The organism is Hymenobacter telluris (assembly GCF_017313265.1).
GTDB lineage: Bacteria > Bacteroidota > Bacteroidia > Cytophagales > Hymenobacteraceae > Hymenobacter > Hymenobacter telluris.
The window spans coordinates 131,443-146,913 of record NZ_JAFLQZ010000008.1 but is presented as its reverse complement, the minus strand read 5'-3'; the positions used below and the strand labels follow the sequence as shown (position 1 = coordinate 146,913).

Sequence of the window (15,471 nt, the reverse complement as noted above, 5' to 3'; positions counted from 1 at the left end):
GAGTTTGATGTTCGAACGGTGCAAGTGGCGCAAGCAGAATATAAAACTCACCGGTTCACCATCAATACAGAAACACAAACACCACGAACAGCATCACCCAGAGCGCATCAACGAAGTGCCAGAACCGGCTGAGCAGGCGTAGTTGCAGGCGGCGGTAAGGGTTGCGGATGAAAACCAGCGTCCTGACGGCGTCGCGGGAGGCGTGGATGGTGCGCAGCAACAGCGCCAGCAGAAACAGCATGCCACCCAATAAGTGCGCTACGTGCAGCGCCGAAATCATGTAGATGTACTTGCCGGTATCGGCCCCATCCATAAACACGTTCTGCACCATTAGCTCACGCCAGCCCAGCACCTGCAACCCCGCAAAGATGCAGCCCAGCAACAGCGTGGCCCCCAGGCAGCGCGACAGGTTAAGCACATCGTCGGCGCGGTAGAGGCGCTGGCCTTGGGCCAGCACGTAGCTGCTGATTAGCAGCACAATCGTACTGATGGAAAAGAACTTAGGAAAGGGGTGCAGGCCGCGGGGCAGGTCTTCGTGGTAGCGGGTGTAGGCGAAGGCCACAACCAGCCCCAGAAACAGCACCCCAATGCCCACCATACCCAGGTACAGCATCATGAGCAGCGGCGGCATCCGCTCCATGCGCTGAAAGGTGGAGGCCGGCCGGTTGGCCCCTACTTTATCTTTACGTTCTCTATCGGAGTTCATGCGGTGGGACAGGATGAAAGCGGAGTCTTTAGCTAACCAATTCACCGGCCTTTAGTTCCTAACGAAACCGAGCTATTGGCGCCGAAGCCTATATAGCAAGATACGCAAAAGCCCCGCCCGCCAACAAGTACAGCTCCGCGAATTCTGGCTGGTACTCGCTGGCGGGCGGGGTGCAGTCGGTTAATGCGCCTGCTGCCTGAAAAAGCAAGGTTTCAGAGGCGTTGTGAGCTTACACTGCTACTCAGTCGCCCCGGAAAAAAGACCCGATTTTGCCTAGCACCGCGTTGATGGTAATCTTGGCGCTGCGGCCCGTCCCGAACGTGACGTGGGTTTTGCCGGCCACGCGCATATCCAGCACCAGCCCCAACCGGAGTGCCAGGTCGTTGAGCTGCTGTAATGGGTCAATTCGTTTAGCTGATTTGGGCTTGGGCGGCGCATTGGGGTCTTTGGGGGGGCCGCTGGTAATCTTGTCGAACACCCGCTGGCTGGGGAAGTTGACAATCAGGTAGGTGCCTGATGCGGCAATCTGCACATCGTCGCCATCCAGCGTTACCACCAGCTGCGCCTCTATTTCCAGCGAACTAGCCAAGGGAAGTCGGCTTTGCGGGTGGCAGGGCGGCGGGGTTATTACTGGCCGAAGGTGAGTTTTCGCCGCGGGTACGGATGCGCAACGAGCCATTCAGGCGCCAGGTAGCAGCCGGGGCATTGGGATTTTGCGGGTTGGGCACTTGCAGTTCCATCTGGTCGAAGGCCAGGGCCAGCTCCACCCCGCCCGACAGCTTGGAGAGCAAAGAAGCGGCCGTATCGGCCCAGGAAGTGGCTTGTTGCGAAGAATCAGGCATGAGCGTAGGGGGAAATAATGCGTGTACAGTACAGGAAAACGGACTGGCTTCGGCGCAAGTTACGTGTCTGCGCAGCTTTGCCTACTGTGCTACGCCTACGCGGTGGCGCCACTATGCCCCGCAGGAACTGCTGGATGCTCATCACCTGCCAGTTGCCTGCGCGTAGGCAGGTCAGAAATTAACTGGCGCACTGTTTGCATTTATCTGCCACTCTTGCATAACGGCTGTATACTTTTTGATAACTCTACCGTAATCAAAAATAGTTGCACCACGTATGTGGGCCATTACCGACCTTTTCGCCGCTCTTTCCATGCTGATTCCCCCCTTTCGCACTTTGCTGCTTGCACAGGCCTTGCTGCTGCCTCCCACGGCCATGCAGGCTCAGAACAGCCCCGTATCTACCTCCCCAATCCAGCCGGCCGCTACCCCCACTATGCTGGGCCCTACGGATCAGCCGGCTCCTGCCGAAACTATGTCGCCGTTCAACATGGCCGACAACATGGAACTGACGTACCGGGTGCTGAACGGGAATGGCAAACCAACCGGGGAGTTGCGGCAGCGCGTAGTAACGCTGGCCCGCAAGGAGCGCGAAGAAAGCAAGGACCGCAAAGTACCCGAGTACACCGCCACCCTCAAAAGCGGCCTTTACAATACCAAGAACGGCCTCGTACACCTGCAAGACCTCACCTTCCGTACCCGCCGCGACACCTGTTTCACCGATGGCCTCGCCGACTTGAATACGGATGCGCTTCGCTCCTTCCGCGACCGGAAACTGGTGTATAATCCTACCCCGCTGGCCTGGCCCAACACCCCCACCGTGGGCAGCACCCTCCCGCCCGGCGGCATCAGCGTGCAGGTGAGCAGCTCGGTGGTGAGTATTGCCACGGTGAGCACCACCATTCGCAAACGGAAAGTGGTGAGCGGTCCAACCCCCTTAAAGACGCCCGCCGGCACGTTTTCCTGCTACAAAGTGGAGTCCGCCCGCGAGAGTGCCACCGTGCCGCGCCCTGATATGGCCCTCCGCACCAACGTGAAACAGGTGGATTTCTATGCGCCCGGCGTAGGTATTGTGCGCACAGAGATTTACAACAAGAGCGGTAAGCTCGACGAGGTACGGGAGTTGGCCTCGCGCAACGCTGGCCAGTAGAGAGTGAAGTAGAACAGCAGAAAAGCCAACTGAAAAATCGTATTTTTCCGGCGGCAACCTTCCAACTTCACTGCTCAACTCCATGACTTCCAAGATTCTTGCTTTCGCCGCCCTGGTTTCGCTGAGTGCCTGCCAGTCTACACCCGCTTCGGAAACGGCCGCTACCACACCAGCCACTCCGGCCACCCAAGTAGCAGGCAAAACCTACGGCGCTGCCATCACCGCCGACGGAGCCAAGCCACTCTCGGAGCTAAAGCAAGTGCTGGGCAACCAAGACTCGGCGCAGGTGAAGCTGGTGGGCACTGCCGATGCCGTGTGCCAGGCGAAAGGCTGCTGGCTGACCATGAAAACGCCCGAAGGCAAAGAGATGCGCGTACGTTTCAAGGACTACGCTTTCTTCGTACCCAAAGATATTTCCGGCAAAACTGTGGTAATCAACGGCTGGGCGCACCGCGAGGAGGTACCCGTAGCCGATTTGCAGCACTACGCCAAGGATGCCGGCAAGTCCGACCAGGAAATAGCCGCCATTACCAAGCCCGAGGAGCAGTTGAACTTTGAGGCCGACGGCGTACTGGTTGCCGACAAGCTGTAAGCTGAAATAAAATCAAATAGCTGACCTGATTCAGCGCTGTGTAAAGCCCGCCTGTTTCTTGCAGGCGGGCTTTTTACGTCTCAACTACGCTGAAAGCCGTAGCTTGCAGAGTTGCTACCGGCGGCGGGTTTCCAGCCCTGGCCTGGCAGCAACATCCTCCCCTGAAGCCTATGCTATTTTCCTTATGACCACCAACATTCAGCAGCAAATAACCGCCCTCACCGAGCGCCTGCACCACCTCAACTACCAGTATTACCAGCGCGACATCTCCGAGGTACCCGACCAGGAATTCGACCAGTTGCTGGCTGAGTTGCAGCGGCTGGAGAAAGAGTATCCGGAGCTGGCGCACCCCAACTCGCCCACCCAGCGCGTGGGCGGCACCATCACCAAGCAGTTCCCCACGGCGCTGCACAAGTATCCCATGCTCAGCCTCGGCAACACCTACTCGGAAGAGGATTTGCGCGAGTTTGATGAGCGGGTGCGCCGGGGGTTGGAAGGCGCCGAGTTTGCCTACGTTTGCGAGTTGAAGTTCGACGGCGTGGCCATGAGCCTCACCTACGAAAACGGCCAGCTCACCCAAGGCGTCACGCGCGGCGACGGTACCCGCGGCGACGTGGTAACCAACAACGTGCGCACCATCAAAAACCTGCCGCTGCACCTGCGCGAAGCCGGTCAGCAGCCCGCTGAAATGGAAGTTCGCGGTGAGATTTTCATGCCGCTACCGGTATTCGCCGAGCTGAATGCCGAGCGCGAGGCCAATGGCGAGGCCCTGCTGGCCAACCCACGCAACGCGGCCAGCGGCGCCCTCAAGCTCCAGGACTCGGCGCTGGTAGCCGCCCGCAAGCTGCGGTTCTACGCCTACTCGTTTCTGATGCCGGGCCGCAGCATCTTCCCTACCCACAGCGCCTCCCTGGAAGCGCTGCACGCCTGGGGCCTACCCGTATCCAACACCTGGCGGCTGTGCGGCAGCATCAGCGAGGTGCTGGATTTCGTGCATGAATGGGACAAGAAGCGCTTCACGCTGCCCGTTGCCACCGATGGTATCGTTATCAAAGTCAACGACTTCCGGCAGCAGGAACTACTCGGCTACACCTCCAAGAGTCCGCGCTGGGCCATTGCCTACAAGTATCCCGCCGAAGCTGGCCGCACCCGCCTGCGCGAAATCCAGTACCAGGTGGGCCGCACTGGCGCCGTAACGCCCGTGGCTTTGCTCGACCCCGTACCGCTGGCTGGTACTGTGGTGAAGCGCGCTTCGGTGCACAATGCCAACCAGATTGCCGCCCTCGATTTGCGCCTCAACGACCTGGTGTTCGTGGAAAAAGGCGGCGAAATTATTCCGAAAATCACCGGGGTTGACCTGGCGGCCCGCCTGCCCGAAAGCCAGCCGATTGTGTACCCCACCACCTGCCCGGCTTGCAGTACCCCACTCATCCGGCCCGAGGGCGAGGCCCACTTCCGCTGCCCCAATGACCGGGGCTGCCCGCCCCAACTGAAAGCCAAACTGGAGCACTACGTGTCGCGCAAGGCCCTCGACATTGACGGACTGGGCGCCGAAACCGTGGGCCGCTTCTTCGACCTGGGCCTGGTAACCGACGCCGCCTCCCTCTACGACCTGCCTGGTAAAGCCACCGAACTGGCGCAGTTGGAGCGCCTGGGTGAGAAATCGGTGCAGCGGCTGGTAGCCGGCCTGGAAGCCAGTAAGCAGGTGCCGTTTGATCGGGTGCTGTTTGGGCTGGGCATCCGGTACGTGGGGGAAACCGTGGCCGAGAAGCTGGCGGCGCACTACCGCACCGTGCAGGCCCTGGAGCAAGCCACGGCCACCGAGCTGGCCGCCGTGCCAGAGGTGGGCGGCGTCATTGCCGAGTCGGTGGCGGCGTGGTTTCAGGAGGCCGCCAACCGCAACTTAGTGGAACGGCTGCGGACGGCCGGAGTGCAGTTGGCCCTCACGGGCGAGGTACCCCAGAACGTCAGCAACCGGCTGGAAAACCTCACGTTCGTGCTATCGGGTGTGTTTGAGCAACACAGCCGCGACGAGCTGCAGGCGCTCATCCAAGCGCATGGCGGCAAAGTGACGGGTAGCATCAGCAAGAAACTCAGCTACCTGGTAGCCGGCGACAAAATGGGCCCTGCCAAGCGTGAAAAAGCCACCGAGTTGAAGGTGCCTATCATTTCGGAAACCGACTTGCTCGCCATGCTTCCCGCATCGGCCGCAGAAGCAGACAACGACTTGAATGCCTTGGTTGTACCTTCAGAAAACGTGCAAAATTTGGGCATTACCTCAGATTCAGCGCTTTCTGGTTCTTTCTCCGCCGAAAACACTGGTACAGCTCAGCAAGGTTCTCTATTTTAGTGCCCTCATAATACCGGCCTCCCGGGCTGCGTACTTTCACAAACGGGTTAGTCTCGCTACCGCGTAGCCAGTCTCAAATCCCCCCTGACCAGTTCGGGGAGTACGCGCCCGGGAGTACCGGTGGCCAAAATCTGCCGGCCCCTTGGCGCTGTCTGCTGCGCACTCCCTCCTACTTCCAACGTTATTTTATGTCCCGCATTCTGTTGCTGGTTTTGGCTGGCGCCCTTTTCTTGACGCAGCCTGCTCTGGCGCAAACGGCCTCCAAGCCCGTGCCGCCCGCTGTAGCCGCCAACTACCTTAAAAAGCCTAACACAGTGCTGCTTGATGTGCGCACCCCGGCCGAGTTTGCCGCCGGCCACTTGAAGGGAGCCCGCAATATCGACTTCAGAGCGGCTGGCTTCAGCTTTGAAATAGCCAAGCTCGACAAAGACAAAACCTACTTGCTGTACTGTGCCTCCGGTAACCGCAGCGGCCAAACCACCGTGCTGATGGAGGAAACCGGCTTCAAAAAAGTCATCAACATTGGAGCCTTCGAAGACTTGAAAGCCGGAGGCATCAAGGCCGAATAGCAGCTGTTTACCCAAAACGCAACCCGCCCTTACGGCTTAGACCGTAAGGGCGGGTTGCGTTTTGGGTACCCTCTGAAAACGAAGGTTCCGGTTATTTTAGGCCGTGCTTAGAAGCTCTGCACGATGCTATTATGCAGCGTGCGGGGGCTCCAGTAGCCGCTGGCAATAATGCGGCGAATGGTGAAAAGCGGGTCCTGCGGGTCGCGCTTTTCGGCCAGCACGAAGGCCGCCACCATGCCGCGCTGCTTGAGCTGCGGAATGGCTTCGGGGTTCCAGAGGCCGAAGGGGTAGGCGAAGTACTTGATGTCTTTGCCGGTAATTTCTTCCAGCGTTTTGGTGGGCTTCTCAATCTGCGTCACCCAGTCCTGGCCCTGATACTTCTTCACGTTGTGGTGGTCCCAGGTGTGCGAGCCGATGACGTTGCCTTCGTCGGAAAGCTGCTTCACCTGCGCCTTGCTCATGTAGTTGGGGCGGCCCAGGCTTACCGTCATTACAAAGTACACGGCCTTGAAACCGTGCTTTTCCAGCTCGGGGCGGGCCACGGTAAACTGGTCGAGGTCGGTGTCGTCGAAGGTGAGCATGATGGGCTTGGCGGGCAGCGGCGCACCGGTGGCCAGGTAGGCGTACAGCTGGTCGGGCAGAACAGTGTGGTAGCCACTGTCGGCCAGCATTTGAATCTGCTTCTTGAAGGCGTCAACCGGCACGATGTAGTCTTTAGCCCCTTTCGAGTCGCGGGGGCGCCAGTCCCGGATTTGGTGGTAGCACAAGATGGGCACCTGCGGGCGGGCCGTGATGGTAGCGGCATCGGCAATTTTGCTGGCCGGAATGCTGGCCGGGTCGGGGGCCGCGGTGTTGGCAGCGGCCGAGTCTTCTTCGGCGGCCACAGCCGCTGTGCCGCTCATTACTTCGCGGGTGGGGGAGCTAGTTTCAGCGGCCGTGGCCGTCTTGGAATCGTTGCAGGAAGAGAGAGTGAGAGCTGTGGCGCACACAGCTAATGGTAGCAGCGCGGAGTAAGAAACTTTCATGAAATAGAAAAACGCGGCTATACCGCTGGCAAATACTTTAATTTTGGGGGTAAAGAAGGCGAAGTCGGCATTGGTAGCTTGGTTCGTTTCTCTTGCATTCCTACAAAGCAACAGTTAATTCCCCGCATGGACAAGCTCCGAGGCACGGGCGTCGCCCTCGTCACTCCCTTCTCTCCCACCAACCACACCGTTGATTACGCCGCGCTGCGCCGCTTGCTTGATTTCGTACTCGACGGCGGTGTTGAATATCTGGTTGTTAACGGTACCACCGCCGAGTCGCCGACTATTACCAGCGAAGAGAAAGTGGAAATTCTGCGCGTCGTGAAAGAGCACGTAGCCGGCCGCGTACCGCTGGTGTACGGCATCGGCGGCAACGACACGGCCGGCACCGTAGCCACCATCCGCAACACCGATTTATCGGGCATTACCGCGTTGCTGTCGGCCAGCCCGTACTACAACAAACCCTCGCAAGCGGGTATTATTGCGCATTACAAGCAGTTGGCCGATGCTTCGCCGGTGCCGATTATTCTCTACAACGTGCCCGGCCGCACGGCCTCCAACCTCACGGCCGCTACCACGCTCCAACTGGCCCAGCACCCCAATATCATCGGTATTAAAGAAGCCAGCGGCAACCTGGAGCAGTGCCAGCAGATAGCCGCCCGCAAGCCCGCCGATTTCCTGCTCATCTCCGGCGACGACATGATGACGACTTCGCTCGTCAGCTTCGGGGCCGTAGGCGTTATCTCGGTACTAGCCAACGCCTTCCCCCGCCCCTTCACCGACATGGTACGCCACGCCCTGGCCGGTGAGTTTACGGCGGCCAGCCAGCTGCTCTTTAAATTCGTGGATCTGAACCCGCTGATGTACGAGGAAAGCAACCCAGTCGGCGTAAAAGCCGCCTTAGAAGCGCTGGGCGTGTGCTCCGGTGCCGTGCGCCTGCCGCTGCTGGCCGCCAGCGAGGAGCTAAAGGAACGTCTGAGAATCGCGGATTTTGCAGATTAGTCGGATTGCACGGATTTTGGTGACGATTTAGGTCAAATGTCCAAACGAAGCAGGCTTGCCAGATTGGCAAGCCTGCTTCGTTTAAAATCGTCACCAAAATCCGTGCAATCCGACTAATCTGCAAAATCCGCGATTCTCGACTTACCAGCCGCTGGCCAGCACATCGGCGACGTGCAGGGTTTTGATGGGCTTCTGGGTGCGGCGGATGTAGGCGTCGAGGTGCATGAGGCAGCTGGTATCGGTGCTGACGATGTAGTCGGCGCCGGTGGCCAGGGCGTGCTCTACTTTCTGCTCGGCCATGGCTACGGATATGGCCTCGAACTTCACGGCGAAGGTGCCACCGAAGCCGCAGCAGGTTTCGTTTTCAGCCATTTCCAAGCGTTCCAAGCCAGCAATGGCATCGAGTAGCTGCCGCGGGGCCTGCTTGATGCCGCACTCCCGCAGGGCCGAGCAAGAGTCGTGGTAGGTGTAGGTGCCGGTAAGCTGAGCCTGCGGAATGGCGGTTACGCCCAGCACATCTACCAGAAACTCCGTTAGTTCGAAGATGCGGCGCTGCGTGGCGTAGTAGCGCCCTTGCTCGGAACTCCCATCAAACAACTCAGCATACGTATTGCGCACCATGCCCACACACGACGCCGACGGGCTCACGATGTAGCGGTTGGGCTCGTTGGGGAAGTCGTCGAGGAACTTGCAGGCCACTTCGCGGCTCTCCTGCTTGTAGCCGGCATTGTAGGCAGGCTGGCCGCAGCAGGTTTGGTTGCTGTTGTAGTGCACCTCGCACCCCACCGATTCCAGCACCTTCACCATGTTCATGGCGGTCTGCGGAAAAAGCTGGTCTACGAAGCAGGGAATGAATATATCGACGGCGGTTGGCATGGTGTGGCGTTGTTCTAGTGGCGGGGCCTCTCCCCCTAGCCCCCTCTCCAAAAGAGAGGGGGGACTAGCTTTTAGTTTTCTAGGACTATAAATCTAGTTTTAGTTCCCCCTCTCTTTTGGAGAAGGGGCTAGGGGGAGAGGCTCCGCTGCAAATATACCCTGGTTCAGCACCTGCGCCTCTGCCAGCGCCCCCATATTCAACTGCAAATCCTCCCCCGCTTCCGTTGCAAACTCGATGAGCCGCTCGGTGGGCATATTGCCGGTAAGCTCATCGGTGGCCATGGGGCAGCCACCGTAGCCACCCAAGGCCCCATCGAAGCGGCGGCAGCCGGCCTCGTAGGCAGCTTGCACCTTCTCGCGCCAGGTACCGGGAGTGGTATGCAGGTGGGCTCCAAACTCGATGTGTGGGAAGGCCACCGTCAGCTCGCGGAAAGGCGGTGCAATGGTGGCGGGCACGGACGCTCCGATGGTATCCGATAAGGCCACGATGCCCACGGCCAGTGCATCAAGCTTTTGGGTGAACTCACCCAGGATTTCCGGGCTCCACGGGTCGCCGTAGGGGTTGCCAAAGCCCATACTCAGGTACACCACCTGCTGCTGGCCGGTGCGGGCGCATAGTTCCTGCATCCGGGCCACGTCGTCGAGGGCCTCCCGGATGCTCTTGTTGGTGTTGCGCTGTTGAAACGTTTCCGACACCGACAGCGGAAAGCCGATGTAACGAATCTGGGGGTATCGGGCGGCAGTTTCGGCGCCGCGCAGGTTGGCTACAATGGCCAGCAGCCTGGTAGCGGACTGCTTTAAATCCAGGCCGGCCAGCACTTGGGCGGTATCGGCCAGTTGCGGAATGGCTTTCGGCGACACAAACGAGCCGAAGTCGAGCGTATCGAAACCTACCCGGAGCAGCGCGTTGAGGTACGCAGTTTTTTGGGTGGTGGGAATGAAGGTGGGCCAGCCCTGCATGGCGTCGCGGGGGCATTCGGTCAGATGAAGCATGGGAAGACGGGTGGGTTGGGAGTGCGAAGTTGAGAAATTGTGCAGGAAAGCGGCGGGGCCGGGCTTGGGAAAAAGTTGCTACGGCAGCGCCCGGGCTTCTACCGTCCGCCTGTTTCAGTTGGGCGCTGCGGTGCTGTTCGCCGGCCTGGCGCCGCGGCGTTCCACTCGTAGCGCCACCACTGGCCCATAGAACTACTCTGCGGCGGCCGGGGTTTAGTTACTACGTCGCTTTTATCTACTTCGCCCGCTCCATGCCGCTTCGCCTCCGCGCCCTGCTCTACCTCGCTTTCTTTGTGCTTCTTACCGCTTGCAGCCAGCAACAAACCCTGCAAGGCATCTTCCAAAAATCAACGCCCCACGAAACTTACGCCCGCCGCTTGCGGCAGGCCGGCCTCGATGAAACCGCCCTGGGCCGCGACTGGCTGGCCGCCGCCGACCGCGCCCTGCGCGATTCGCTGGTGGTAACCCTCCCCTTCCAGGAAACCGGCTATTTCACCGCCGAACGGGCTACGGCAGCGGCCTACCGTTACCAGGTGCGCGAAGGCGAAACCGTGCGCATTAGCCTTACGCTGGGTGCTGGCACCGAAGCCCGGGTGTTTCTGGATGCTTTCGAGCTAGACCCCGCCCGTACCACGCCCCGCCCCCTCACCTCGGCCGATACCACAGCCCTGGCTTTCAGCTACGTAGCCGCCGACGACCGCCAACATTTGTTGCGGGTGCAGCCGGAGTTGTTGCGCACCGGTCGCTTCACGTTGCGCATTCAGCGCGAGCCTAGCCTGAGCTTTCCGGTACGGGGCAAGAACGATGTGGCCGTGGGTAGCTTCTGGGGCGTTGACCGCGACGGTGGAGCCCGCCGCCACGAGGGCATCGATATATTTGCCAAACGCGGCACTCCGGCCGTAGCCGCCGCGGCCGGCTACATCACGCGGGTAAATGAAACCCCGCGCGGCGGCCGGGTGGTATGGCTAGCCGATACCGAACACAGCCAGCACCTGTACTACGCCCACCTTGATAAGCAATTGGTACAGCCCGGCCAGCAAGTGAAAATCGGGGATACGCTGGGCCTGATTGGCAACACTGGCAACGCCCGCACCACGCCCCCGCACTTGCACTTCGGCATTTATCGGGGGGGGCGCGGCGCCGTTGACCCGTTCCCGTTTGTGCGCCGCGCTGATGCGTTGCCCCCGGCCCCGCGCACGGCACCGGAGCGGCTGGGCCAGTGGGTACGGGTGAAAGACAAGCAAACCAACCTGCAAGGCAGTCCGGCCACTAAAGGTGCCACCGTAGCCGGCGTTACTCGCAACACTGCGCTGCTAGTGGTAGGTAGCCACACCGACTGGTACCGCGTGCAGCGTCCCGATGGGCAGTTGGGCTACATTGCGGCGCGGGCGGTAGTACCAGCCGCGGCTCCGTTGCGCAGCATGGCCCTCCCCGTAGCCACCAACCTCTACACGCAGCCCCTCGCCGGCGCCGCCACCCTAGACTCCCTGCCGGCGCAAAGCAAAGTGGCGGTATTAGGCGAGTTTCAGGGCTTCCGGTTGGTACGCAGCGCCAGCGGCACTATTGGCTGGGTAGCCGGCTGAGGCTGAGAGGCCAGTTCTGTACTTCACCAATTGCTCACCCGGTTCTTCTGACCTTTGGCGCGGTGATTGGAGTACTCGCGGCGCAGCCTTTCTGGGGTTGCGCCGCGTTTTTTTCGAGGGTACTGCCCAAATCTAACCTGCTGGAAAACAGCAAAAGCTCCTGGAAACCCCAGGAGCTTTTGCTGTTCTACTTATACGGATATGTTATTCTGCTACAATTACTGCTTTGCGCAACTTTTTGGCATAAGCAATTCGCCGCTCTTTACCACCGCTGGTAACGTAATCGAAGCCGACTGCTTTGTTGTCTTCCCGGATAGCCTGCCAGGCTTGGGTATCAATATCAGAAGGCTGACGCGCCGAGCGGGGAATAGCAGGCTGGGTGAACTTGTCTTCCCGGAAGAAAGTGTTCATGCCTTGCAAAATGGCAATTTCTTTGTCGCGGGCGGTGGCGGCCCGGGGGTCCTCTATCATCCGCTCGTCCACTAAGGCGGTGGCCGGCATCAGTTCTTTGCGCAAGGTGTCGCCGGTGCTGCTCAAGATGATAAGCCGCGCCTGCGAATTGAGGATTTTGGTACCCTGCAATTGCAGCACAAAGTTATCCTTGGTTCTATTGTTCGAGAAATAGTGCGTTGAGTTGACGGTACGTAGTACGGTGCGCTCATTTACGCGGCCCCGGGCTCCCTCGGGCACTGGTGTATACGGCCGGTCACTGTTGCGGGAAGTAACGGTTTCCCGTTCGGTGTTGATGCAAGAGGTAGCGTGAAGTAAGAGCCCAAAGCAGGCGGCAACTAGTAATTTTCTTTTCATTATCGGTCGGCAAACTATCATTAGATCAGGTTAGCAAAGTACAAGTCCTTCCTTAGCGGAAAGCAACACACAAGCCAGAGCTACTAATTTTATATCAAAGCTACGGCTAACCCATCATCTACCCAAAAACTAGGATGGGATTAAGGAGTACAACTGTAGAATTCAACTTCTTGGTTTCTCGCCCACAACTGCTGCTGTTTGCTTGCAGAGCTATGCGCATATACGCAACGTGCCGGACGCAGGATTTGTATAATGCCAGTTAAAATTAACATTCTACAGCCAGCCTATTTCCAGGCCTACCGTCCAGCGGGGCAACTCCGGGTAGGCACTTTGGTAGGCAGGCGTGAACGTATCGGACAGGCGGTAACGTGCGACGGCGGCGTACCGGCCCGAGCCCAGGCGGGCACCCACGCCGTAGGGCCAGCGCCGCAGGTATGGCAGGCCTCGTTCGTTGGTTTGCACCCGGCGCGGCCCGGTACTCGGGCGGTCCTCTGCGCGGTGGGCGGTGCCCATCACCCAGCCGCCCCAACCGCTCAGGTCGAGGTAGCGCCCTACCACATTGCCGCGGGCGCCGGCATTGAGCCGCACAAACCCCTCTAGCTGCCACTGCGACAAGGCCACTGACTCGCGGTGGTGCACGGTGGGTGTGGGCAGCAGCTTATGGTCGGTTTGGGCCAGCACGTAGGATAGGCGCACAAACCGCAGATCCAGCCCAATGCTGACTGGCTCGCTGAGCCGAAGCTTGTTGCGCAACCCCAGCATGAATTCGCTGGAGCTACCGTACCGAATATCTGAACCGGGGTTGGACGCTCCTACCACCGGCAAATACCCCAGGTAGATGTGGTTGAAAAACCGCCGATTTGGTCCAAAGCTGCCATAAATGGTATCCTCGGCTACGTCGGAATGCAGCAGCACCCGCTGCGCGTAAGTTGAGGCTGGGCACAGCAGCCAGATAGCCATTCCGAAGGCGGCTGTAAATTTCAGAATACGCCTCATTGGATGGGGTAGCTATGCGTGATGCCCTGGTAGAAAACCCGCACGACGTCGCCGGGTTGGAGGGTGCGGCGCGGAATACGCAATATGGCCCGCTGGCTGACTTCCAGCACCTCGTAGCGGCGCAGTACGCCGTTGGCATCGGCTACATGCCAGTAGAAGTAGCCGGCCGCGGGCAACGCTGGCGGCCGAACTGCCGCGCCCGCCGAAGCCTCACCGGGTGCTTCCGACGCCGGCGTGGGGCGGGCTTCTTCCTTGCCTAGTGGTGCCACCCGGTTGGGCACCTCATCTGTTCCACCAACAGAATCGGCGTACAGTGGCAGTTGCCGGGTTAAAACCTGCCGGGCAATTTCGGGCCGAATGAACACGGCTAGCACGCTATCCTGCGCCACAAAGCTAACGGTAGCCACTTCCTGCGCTGGCGGGGCTGCTTGCCGGGCGTGGCGCAACAGCACCTCGGCTTGTGGGATGCCGTAGCCGTGGGCGTAGTCGTAATATGGATACAGGCTGGCCGATTCCTGGATTTGCTGAAACAGCGCCATGGCCGTTAGGTTGCGCTGCTGCTGCCAGGCACAGGCGGCAAAACCAGCTACCAGCGGCGAGGCAAACGAAGTACCATCAATGCGGGAGTAGCCGCCGGGCGAGGCAGCCAGCACCGTACCGAAAGCGGCCACGTTGGGTTTGAGCCGCCGGTCGGCGGAAGGCCCGTAGGCGCTGAAATCAAGGTGCAGACCAGTTTCGGGGTTAATACCCCCAACGGCCAGCACCGAGTCGGCATCGGCGGGTGTGCCTACCGTGCGCCAGTCTTCGTTGTCGCCGTCGTTGCCGGCGGCATTTACCACCAGAATGCCTTTGCGGGCGGCCAGTTCGGCGGCGCGGGCTACGAGGCTGGTCCGGCCGTTCATCTCCTCGGGAAAGTAGCGGCGCGAGGTATAGCCCAACGACGAATTAATGATGTCGGCGCCGTTGCGGTCGGCCCACTCCACAGCGGCCAGCCAGTCTAGTTCCTCGGCGTACACTTCGCGGTGCATCCGCTCGGTGCGAGCCAGCAGGTATTCTGCGCCTGGCGCCAGCCCCAGCAGCGTGCCATCGGGCAGGCGGCCGGCCAGACACGACAGCACTTCCAGCCCATGGGTGCCGCCGTGAAATACATCGGGCACGTGGCGCACAAAATCGTAGCTGGCTACCACTCTCTTCTGCGCAAACAGCTCCCGAAACGCCGGATGTTGGTCGGCACCGTTGAAACCCACGTCGAAAATGGCAATGCGTAGCCCTTTCCCGTCCAGTGCAGCCCGCTGAAATGCCTCGCCCCCTAAGGTTCGGGTTTGCTGCCGCGCCAACTGCCGGTCAGCTGCACTGATTGTCATTTTGTCTTTACCGACGGCTTTAGAAGGTAGCGGCTGAGCGGCCGGCAGCAGGGGCCTGTCGGGCAGTTCCGTCACGCGCCGTACCATCGGCAGCTTGGAGAGGGCCGTTAGCTGAGCAGCCGTTGCTTGGCACGCTACAGCATTAAACCACCGGCTTACCAGCAAAACGGTATCGGAGTGGGCCTGCACCTGAGCAACGTAAGCAGCATTTACTGGCGCATCCGTCAGGTCGAAGGCTGGTAGGTGCTGGCGCTGCCGACGGGCCTGGGCGGCGGGGTGAAAGTACGTGGCCGGATTAAACGCTGCCCCTGCTTTGTCGCGCAGTTCTACCCAATACCGATGAGTTGGCGGGGGGAGTTGGGTTCCGGCCGCCCAGCCAGGTAAGCTCAGCAGCAGCCCACACACCACAAACTGAAAACGGCGAATCAAGTACAGCAAGACAATATAAATAAGAGCACAAAGATAGATACGACCAAGCCAGCTAAACGGCTTAACTACAGTACAGATTAGTGAAAAGCCGATTCGGCGGAAAAATACGGCGTACAGTCTAACCTAACAGCATAGGAAGCAATATAGAGCCAGGTAGCCGCTGAGCTTACGCACCGCAACTCAACCTTGC

At 59.9% G+C, this 15,471-nt stretch carries 15 protein-coding genes; 6 read left to right on the top strand and 9 right to left on the bottom strand.

The window, feature by feature from the left end:
* Window positions 1-61: 61 nt before the first annotated feature.
* The 3 genes from J0X19_RS13760 to J0X19_RS13750 all read right to left on the bottom strand — a co-directional run bounded on the left by J0X19_RS13760 (window position 62) and on the right by J0X19_RS13750 (window position 1,548).
* Window positions 62-706 carry a cytochrome c oxidase subunit 3 gene (locus J0X19_RS13760; protein ID WP_206984948.1) on the bottom strand — a complete coding sequence of 215 codons (645 nt, stop codon included), beginning with the start codon at window positions 704-706 and terminating at the stop codon, window positions 62-64.
* Window positions 707-947: 241 nt separating this feature from the next.
* The gene (locus J0X19_RS13755; protein WP_206984947.1) at window positions 948-1,295 is read right to left on the bottom strand and encodes a hypothetical protein; all 348 of its coding nucleotides are present in this window, start codon (window positions 1,293-1,295) and stop codon (window positions 948-950) included.
* Window positions 1,288-1,548, bottom strand: a complete 261-nt coding sequence (locus tag J0X19_RS13750) for a hypothetical protein (protein WP_206984946.1) — start codon at window positions 1,546-1,548, stop codon at window positions 1,288-1,290. The genes J0X19_RS13755 and J0X19_RS13750 overlap by 8 nt, the downstream gene beginning before the upstream one ends.
* A gap of 310 nt (window positions 1,549-1,858) precedes the next feature.
* Here J0X19_RS13750 and J0X19_RS13745 point away from each other — a divergent pair, with 310 nt between their 5' ends.
* The 4 genes from J0X19_RS13745 (at window position 1,859) to J0X19_RS13730 (ending at window position 6,206) form a co-directional block, all read left to right on the top strand.
* Window positions 1,859-2,695, top strand: coding sequence for a TapB family protein (locus J0X19_RS13745; RefSeq protein ID WP_206984945.1), 837 nt, complete (start codon window positions 1,859-1,861; stop codon window positions 2,693-2,695).
* A gap of 82 nt (window positions 2,696-2,777) precedes the next feature.
* The gene (locus J0X19_RS13740) at window positions 2,778-3,287 is read left to right on the top strand and encodes a DUF4920 domain-containing protein (RefSeq protein WP_206984944.1); all 510 of its coding nucleotides are present in this window, start codon (window positions 2,778-2,780) and stop codon (window positions 3,285-3,287) included.
* A 184-nt stretch (window positions 3,288-3,471) separates the two neighbouring features.
* The gene (gene ligA, locus J0X19_RS13735) at window positions 3,472-5,637 is read left to right on the top strand and encodes an NAD-dependent DNA ligase LigA (protein WP_206984943.1); all 2,166 of its coding nucleotides are present in this window, start codon (window positions 3,472-3,474) and stop codon (window positions 5,635-5,637) included.
* Window positions 5,638-5,825: 188 nt separating this feature from the next.
* A complete protein-coding gene (locus tag J0X19_RS13730; protein ID WP_206984942.1) occupies window positions 5,826-6,206 on the top strand; it encodes a rhodanese-like domain-containing protein in 381 nt (126 codons plus the stop codon).
* 107 nt (window positions 6,207-6,313) lie between these two features.
* On the opposite strand, the gene J0X19_RS13725 is transcribed toward J0X19_RS13730, so the two are convergent.
* Window positions 6,314-7,231, bottom strand: a complete 918-nt coding sequence (locus J0X19_RS13725; RefSeq protein ID WP_206984941.1) for a polysaccharide deacetylase family protein — start codon at window positions 7,229-7,231, stop codon at window positions 6,314-6,316.
* A 126-nt stretch (window positions 7,232-7,357) separates the two neighbouring features.
* Here J0X19_RS13725 and dapA point away from each other — a divergent pair, with 126 nt between their 5' ends.
* Window positions 7,358-8,233 (top strand): 4-hydroxy-tetrahydrodipicolinate synthase, encoded by an 876-nt coding sequence (gene dapA / locus J0X19_RS13720; protein WP_206984940.1) that lies wholly within the window; start codon window positions 7,358-7,360, stop codon window positions 8,231-8,233.
* A 141-nt stretch (window positions 8,234-8,374) separates the two neighbouring features.
* On the opposite strand, the gene J0X19_RS13715 is transcribed toward dapA, so the two are convergent.
* Together J0X19_RS13715 and J0X19_RS13710 are read right to left on the bottom strand one after the other, a co-directional pair.
* Entirely contained in the window at window positions 8,375-9,109 is a 735-nt protein-coding gene (locus J0X19_RS13715; protein ID WP_206984939.1) for a (Fe-S)-binding protein, read from the bottom strand.
* Window positions 9,110-9,208: 99 nt separating this feature from the next.
* Complete coding sequence (locus J0X19_RS13710) at window positions 9,209-10,102, bottom strand: hydroxymethylglutaryl-CoA lyase (RefSeq protein WP_206984938.1); 894 nt, start codon at window positions 10,100-10,102, stop codon at window positions 9,209-9,211.
* 251 nt (window positions 10,103-10,353) lie between these two features.
* On the opposite strand from J0X19_RS13710, the gene J0X19_RS13705 reads away from it, so the two are divergent.
* A complete protein-coding gene (locus J0X19_RS13705) occupies window positions 10,354-11,685 on the top strand; it encodes a M23 family metallopeptidase (protein WP_206984937.1) in 1,332 nt (443 codons plus the stop codon).
* Window positions 11,686-11,889: 204 nt separating this feature from the next.
* Here the strand turns inward: J0X19_RS13705 and J0X19_RS13700 are convergent, their stop codons facing one another.
* The 3 genes from J0X19_RS13700 to J0X19_RS13690 all read right to left on the bottom strand — a co-directional run bounded on the left by J0X19_RS13700 (window position 11,890) and on the right by J0X19_RS13690 (window position 15,281).
* Entirely contained in the window at window positions 11,890-12,492 is a 603-nt protein-coding gene (locus J0X19_RS13700) for a hypothetical protein (protein ID WP_206984936.1), read from the bottom strand.
* A gap of 273 nt (window positions 12,493-12,765) precedes the next feature.
* Window positions 12,766-13,452, bottom strand: a complete 687-nt coding sequence (locus J0X19_RS13695; RefSeq protein ID WP_206984935.1) for a hypothetical protein — start codon at window positions 13,450-13,452, stop codon at window positions 12,766-12,768.
* Window positions 13,453-13,484: 32 nt separating this feature from the next.
* The gene (locus J0X19_RS13690) at window positions 13,485-15,281 is read right to left on the bottom strand and encodes a S8 family serine peptidase (protein WP_206984934.1); all 1,797 of its coding nucleotides are present in this window, start codon (window positions 15,279-15,281) and stop codon (window positions 13,485-13,487) included.
* Between the last annotated feature and the right edge of the window lie 190 nt (window positions 15,282-15,471).

What these genes read in the sequence shown, in the direction of transcription:
- J0X19_RS13740 (WP_206984944.1), top strand. Translation starts at nt 2,778, where the DNA reads ATGACTTCCAAGATTCTTGCTTTCGCCGCCCTGGTTTCGCTGAGTGCC.
- J0X19_RS13715 (WP_206984939.1), bottom strand. Translation starts at nt 9,109, where the DNA reads ATGCCAACCGCCGTCGATATATTCATTCCCTGCTTCGTAGACCAGCTT.
- J0X19_RS13705 (WP_206984937.1), top strand. Translation starts at nt 10,354, where the DNA reads ATGCCGCTTCGCCTCCGCGCCCTGCTCTACCTCGCTTTCTTTGTGCTT.
- J0X19_RS13730 (WP_206984942.1), top strand. Translation starts at nt 5,826, where the DNA reads ATGTCCCGCATTCTGTTGCTGGTTTTGGCTGGCGCCCTTTTCTTGACG.
- J0X19_RS13725 (WP_206984941.1), bottom strand. Translation starts at nt 7,231, where the DNA reads ATGAAAGTTTCTTACTCCGCGCTGCTACCATTAGCTGTGTGCGCCACA.
- dapA (WP_206984940.1), top strand. Translation starts at nt 7,358, where the DNA reads ATGGACAAGCTCCGAGGCACGGGCGTCGCCCTCGTCACTCCCTTCTCT.
- ligA (WP_206984943.1), top strand. Translation starts at nt 3,472, where the DNA reads ATGACCACCAACATTCAGCAGCAAATAACCGCCCTCACCGAGCGCCTG.
- J0X19_RS13710 (WP_206984938.1), bottom strand. Translation starts at nt 10,102, where the DNA reads ATGCTTCATCTGACCGAATGCCCCCGCGACGCCATGCAGGGCTGGCCC.
- J0X19_RS13745 (WP_206984945.1), top strand. Translation starts at nt 1,859, where the DNA reads ATGCTGATTCCCCCCTTTCGCACTTTGCTGCTTGCACAGGCCTTGCTG.
- J0X19_RS13695 (WP_206984935.1), bottom strand. Translation starts at nt 13,452, where the DNA reads ATGGCTATCTGGCTGCTGTGCCCAGCCTCAACTTACGCGCAGCGGGTG.
- J0X19_RS13760 (WP_206984948.1), bottom strand. Translation starts at nt 706, where the DNA reads ATGAACTCCGATAGAGAACGTAAAGATAAAGTAGGGGCCAACCGGCCG.
- J0X19_RS13750 (WP_206984946.1), bottom strand. Translation starts at nt 1,548, where the DNA reads ATGCCTGATTCTTCGCAACAAGCCACTTCCTGGGCCGATACGGCCGCT.
- J0X19_RS13700 (WP_206984936.1), bottom strand. Translation starts at nt 12,492, where the DNA reads ATGAAAAGAAAATTACTAGTTGCCGCCTGCTTTGGGCTCTTACTTCAC.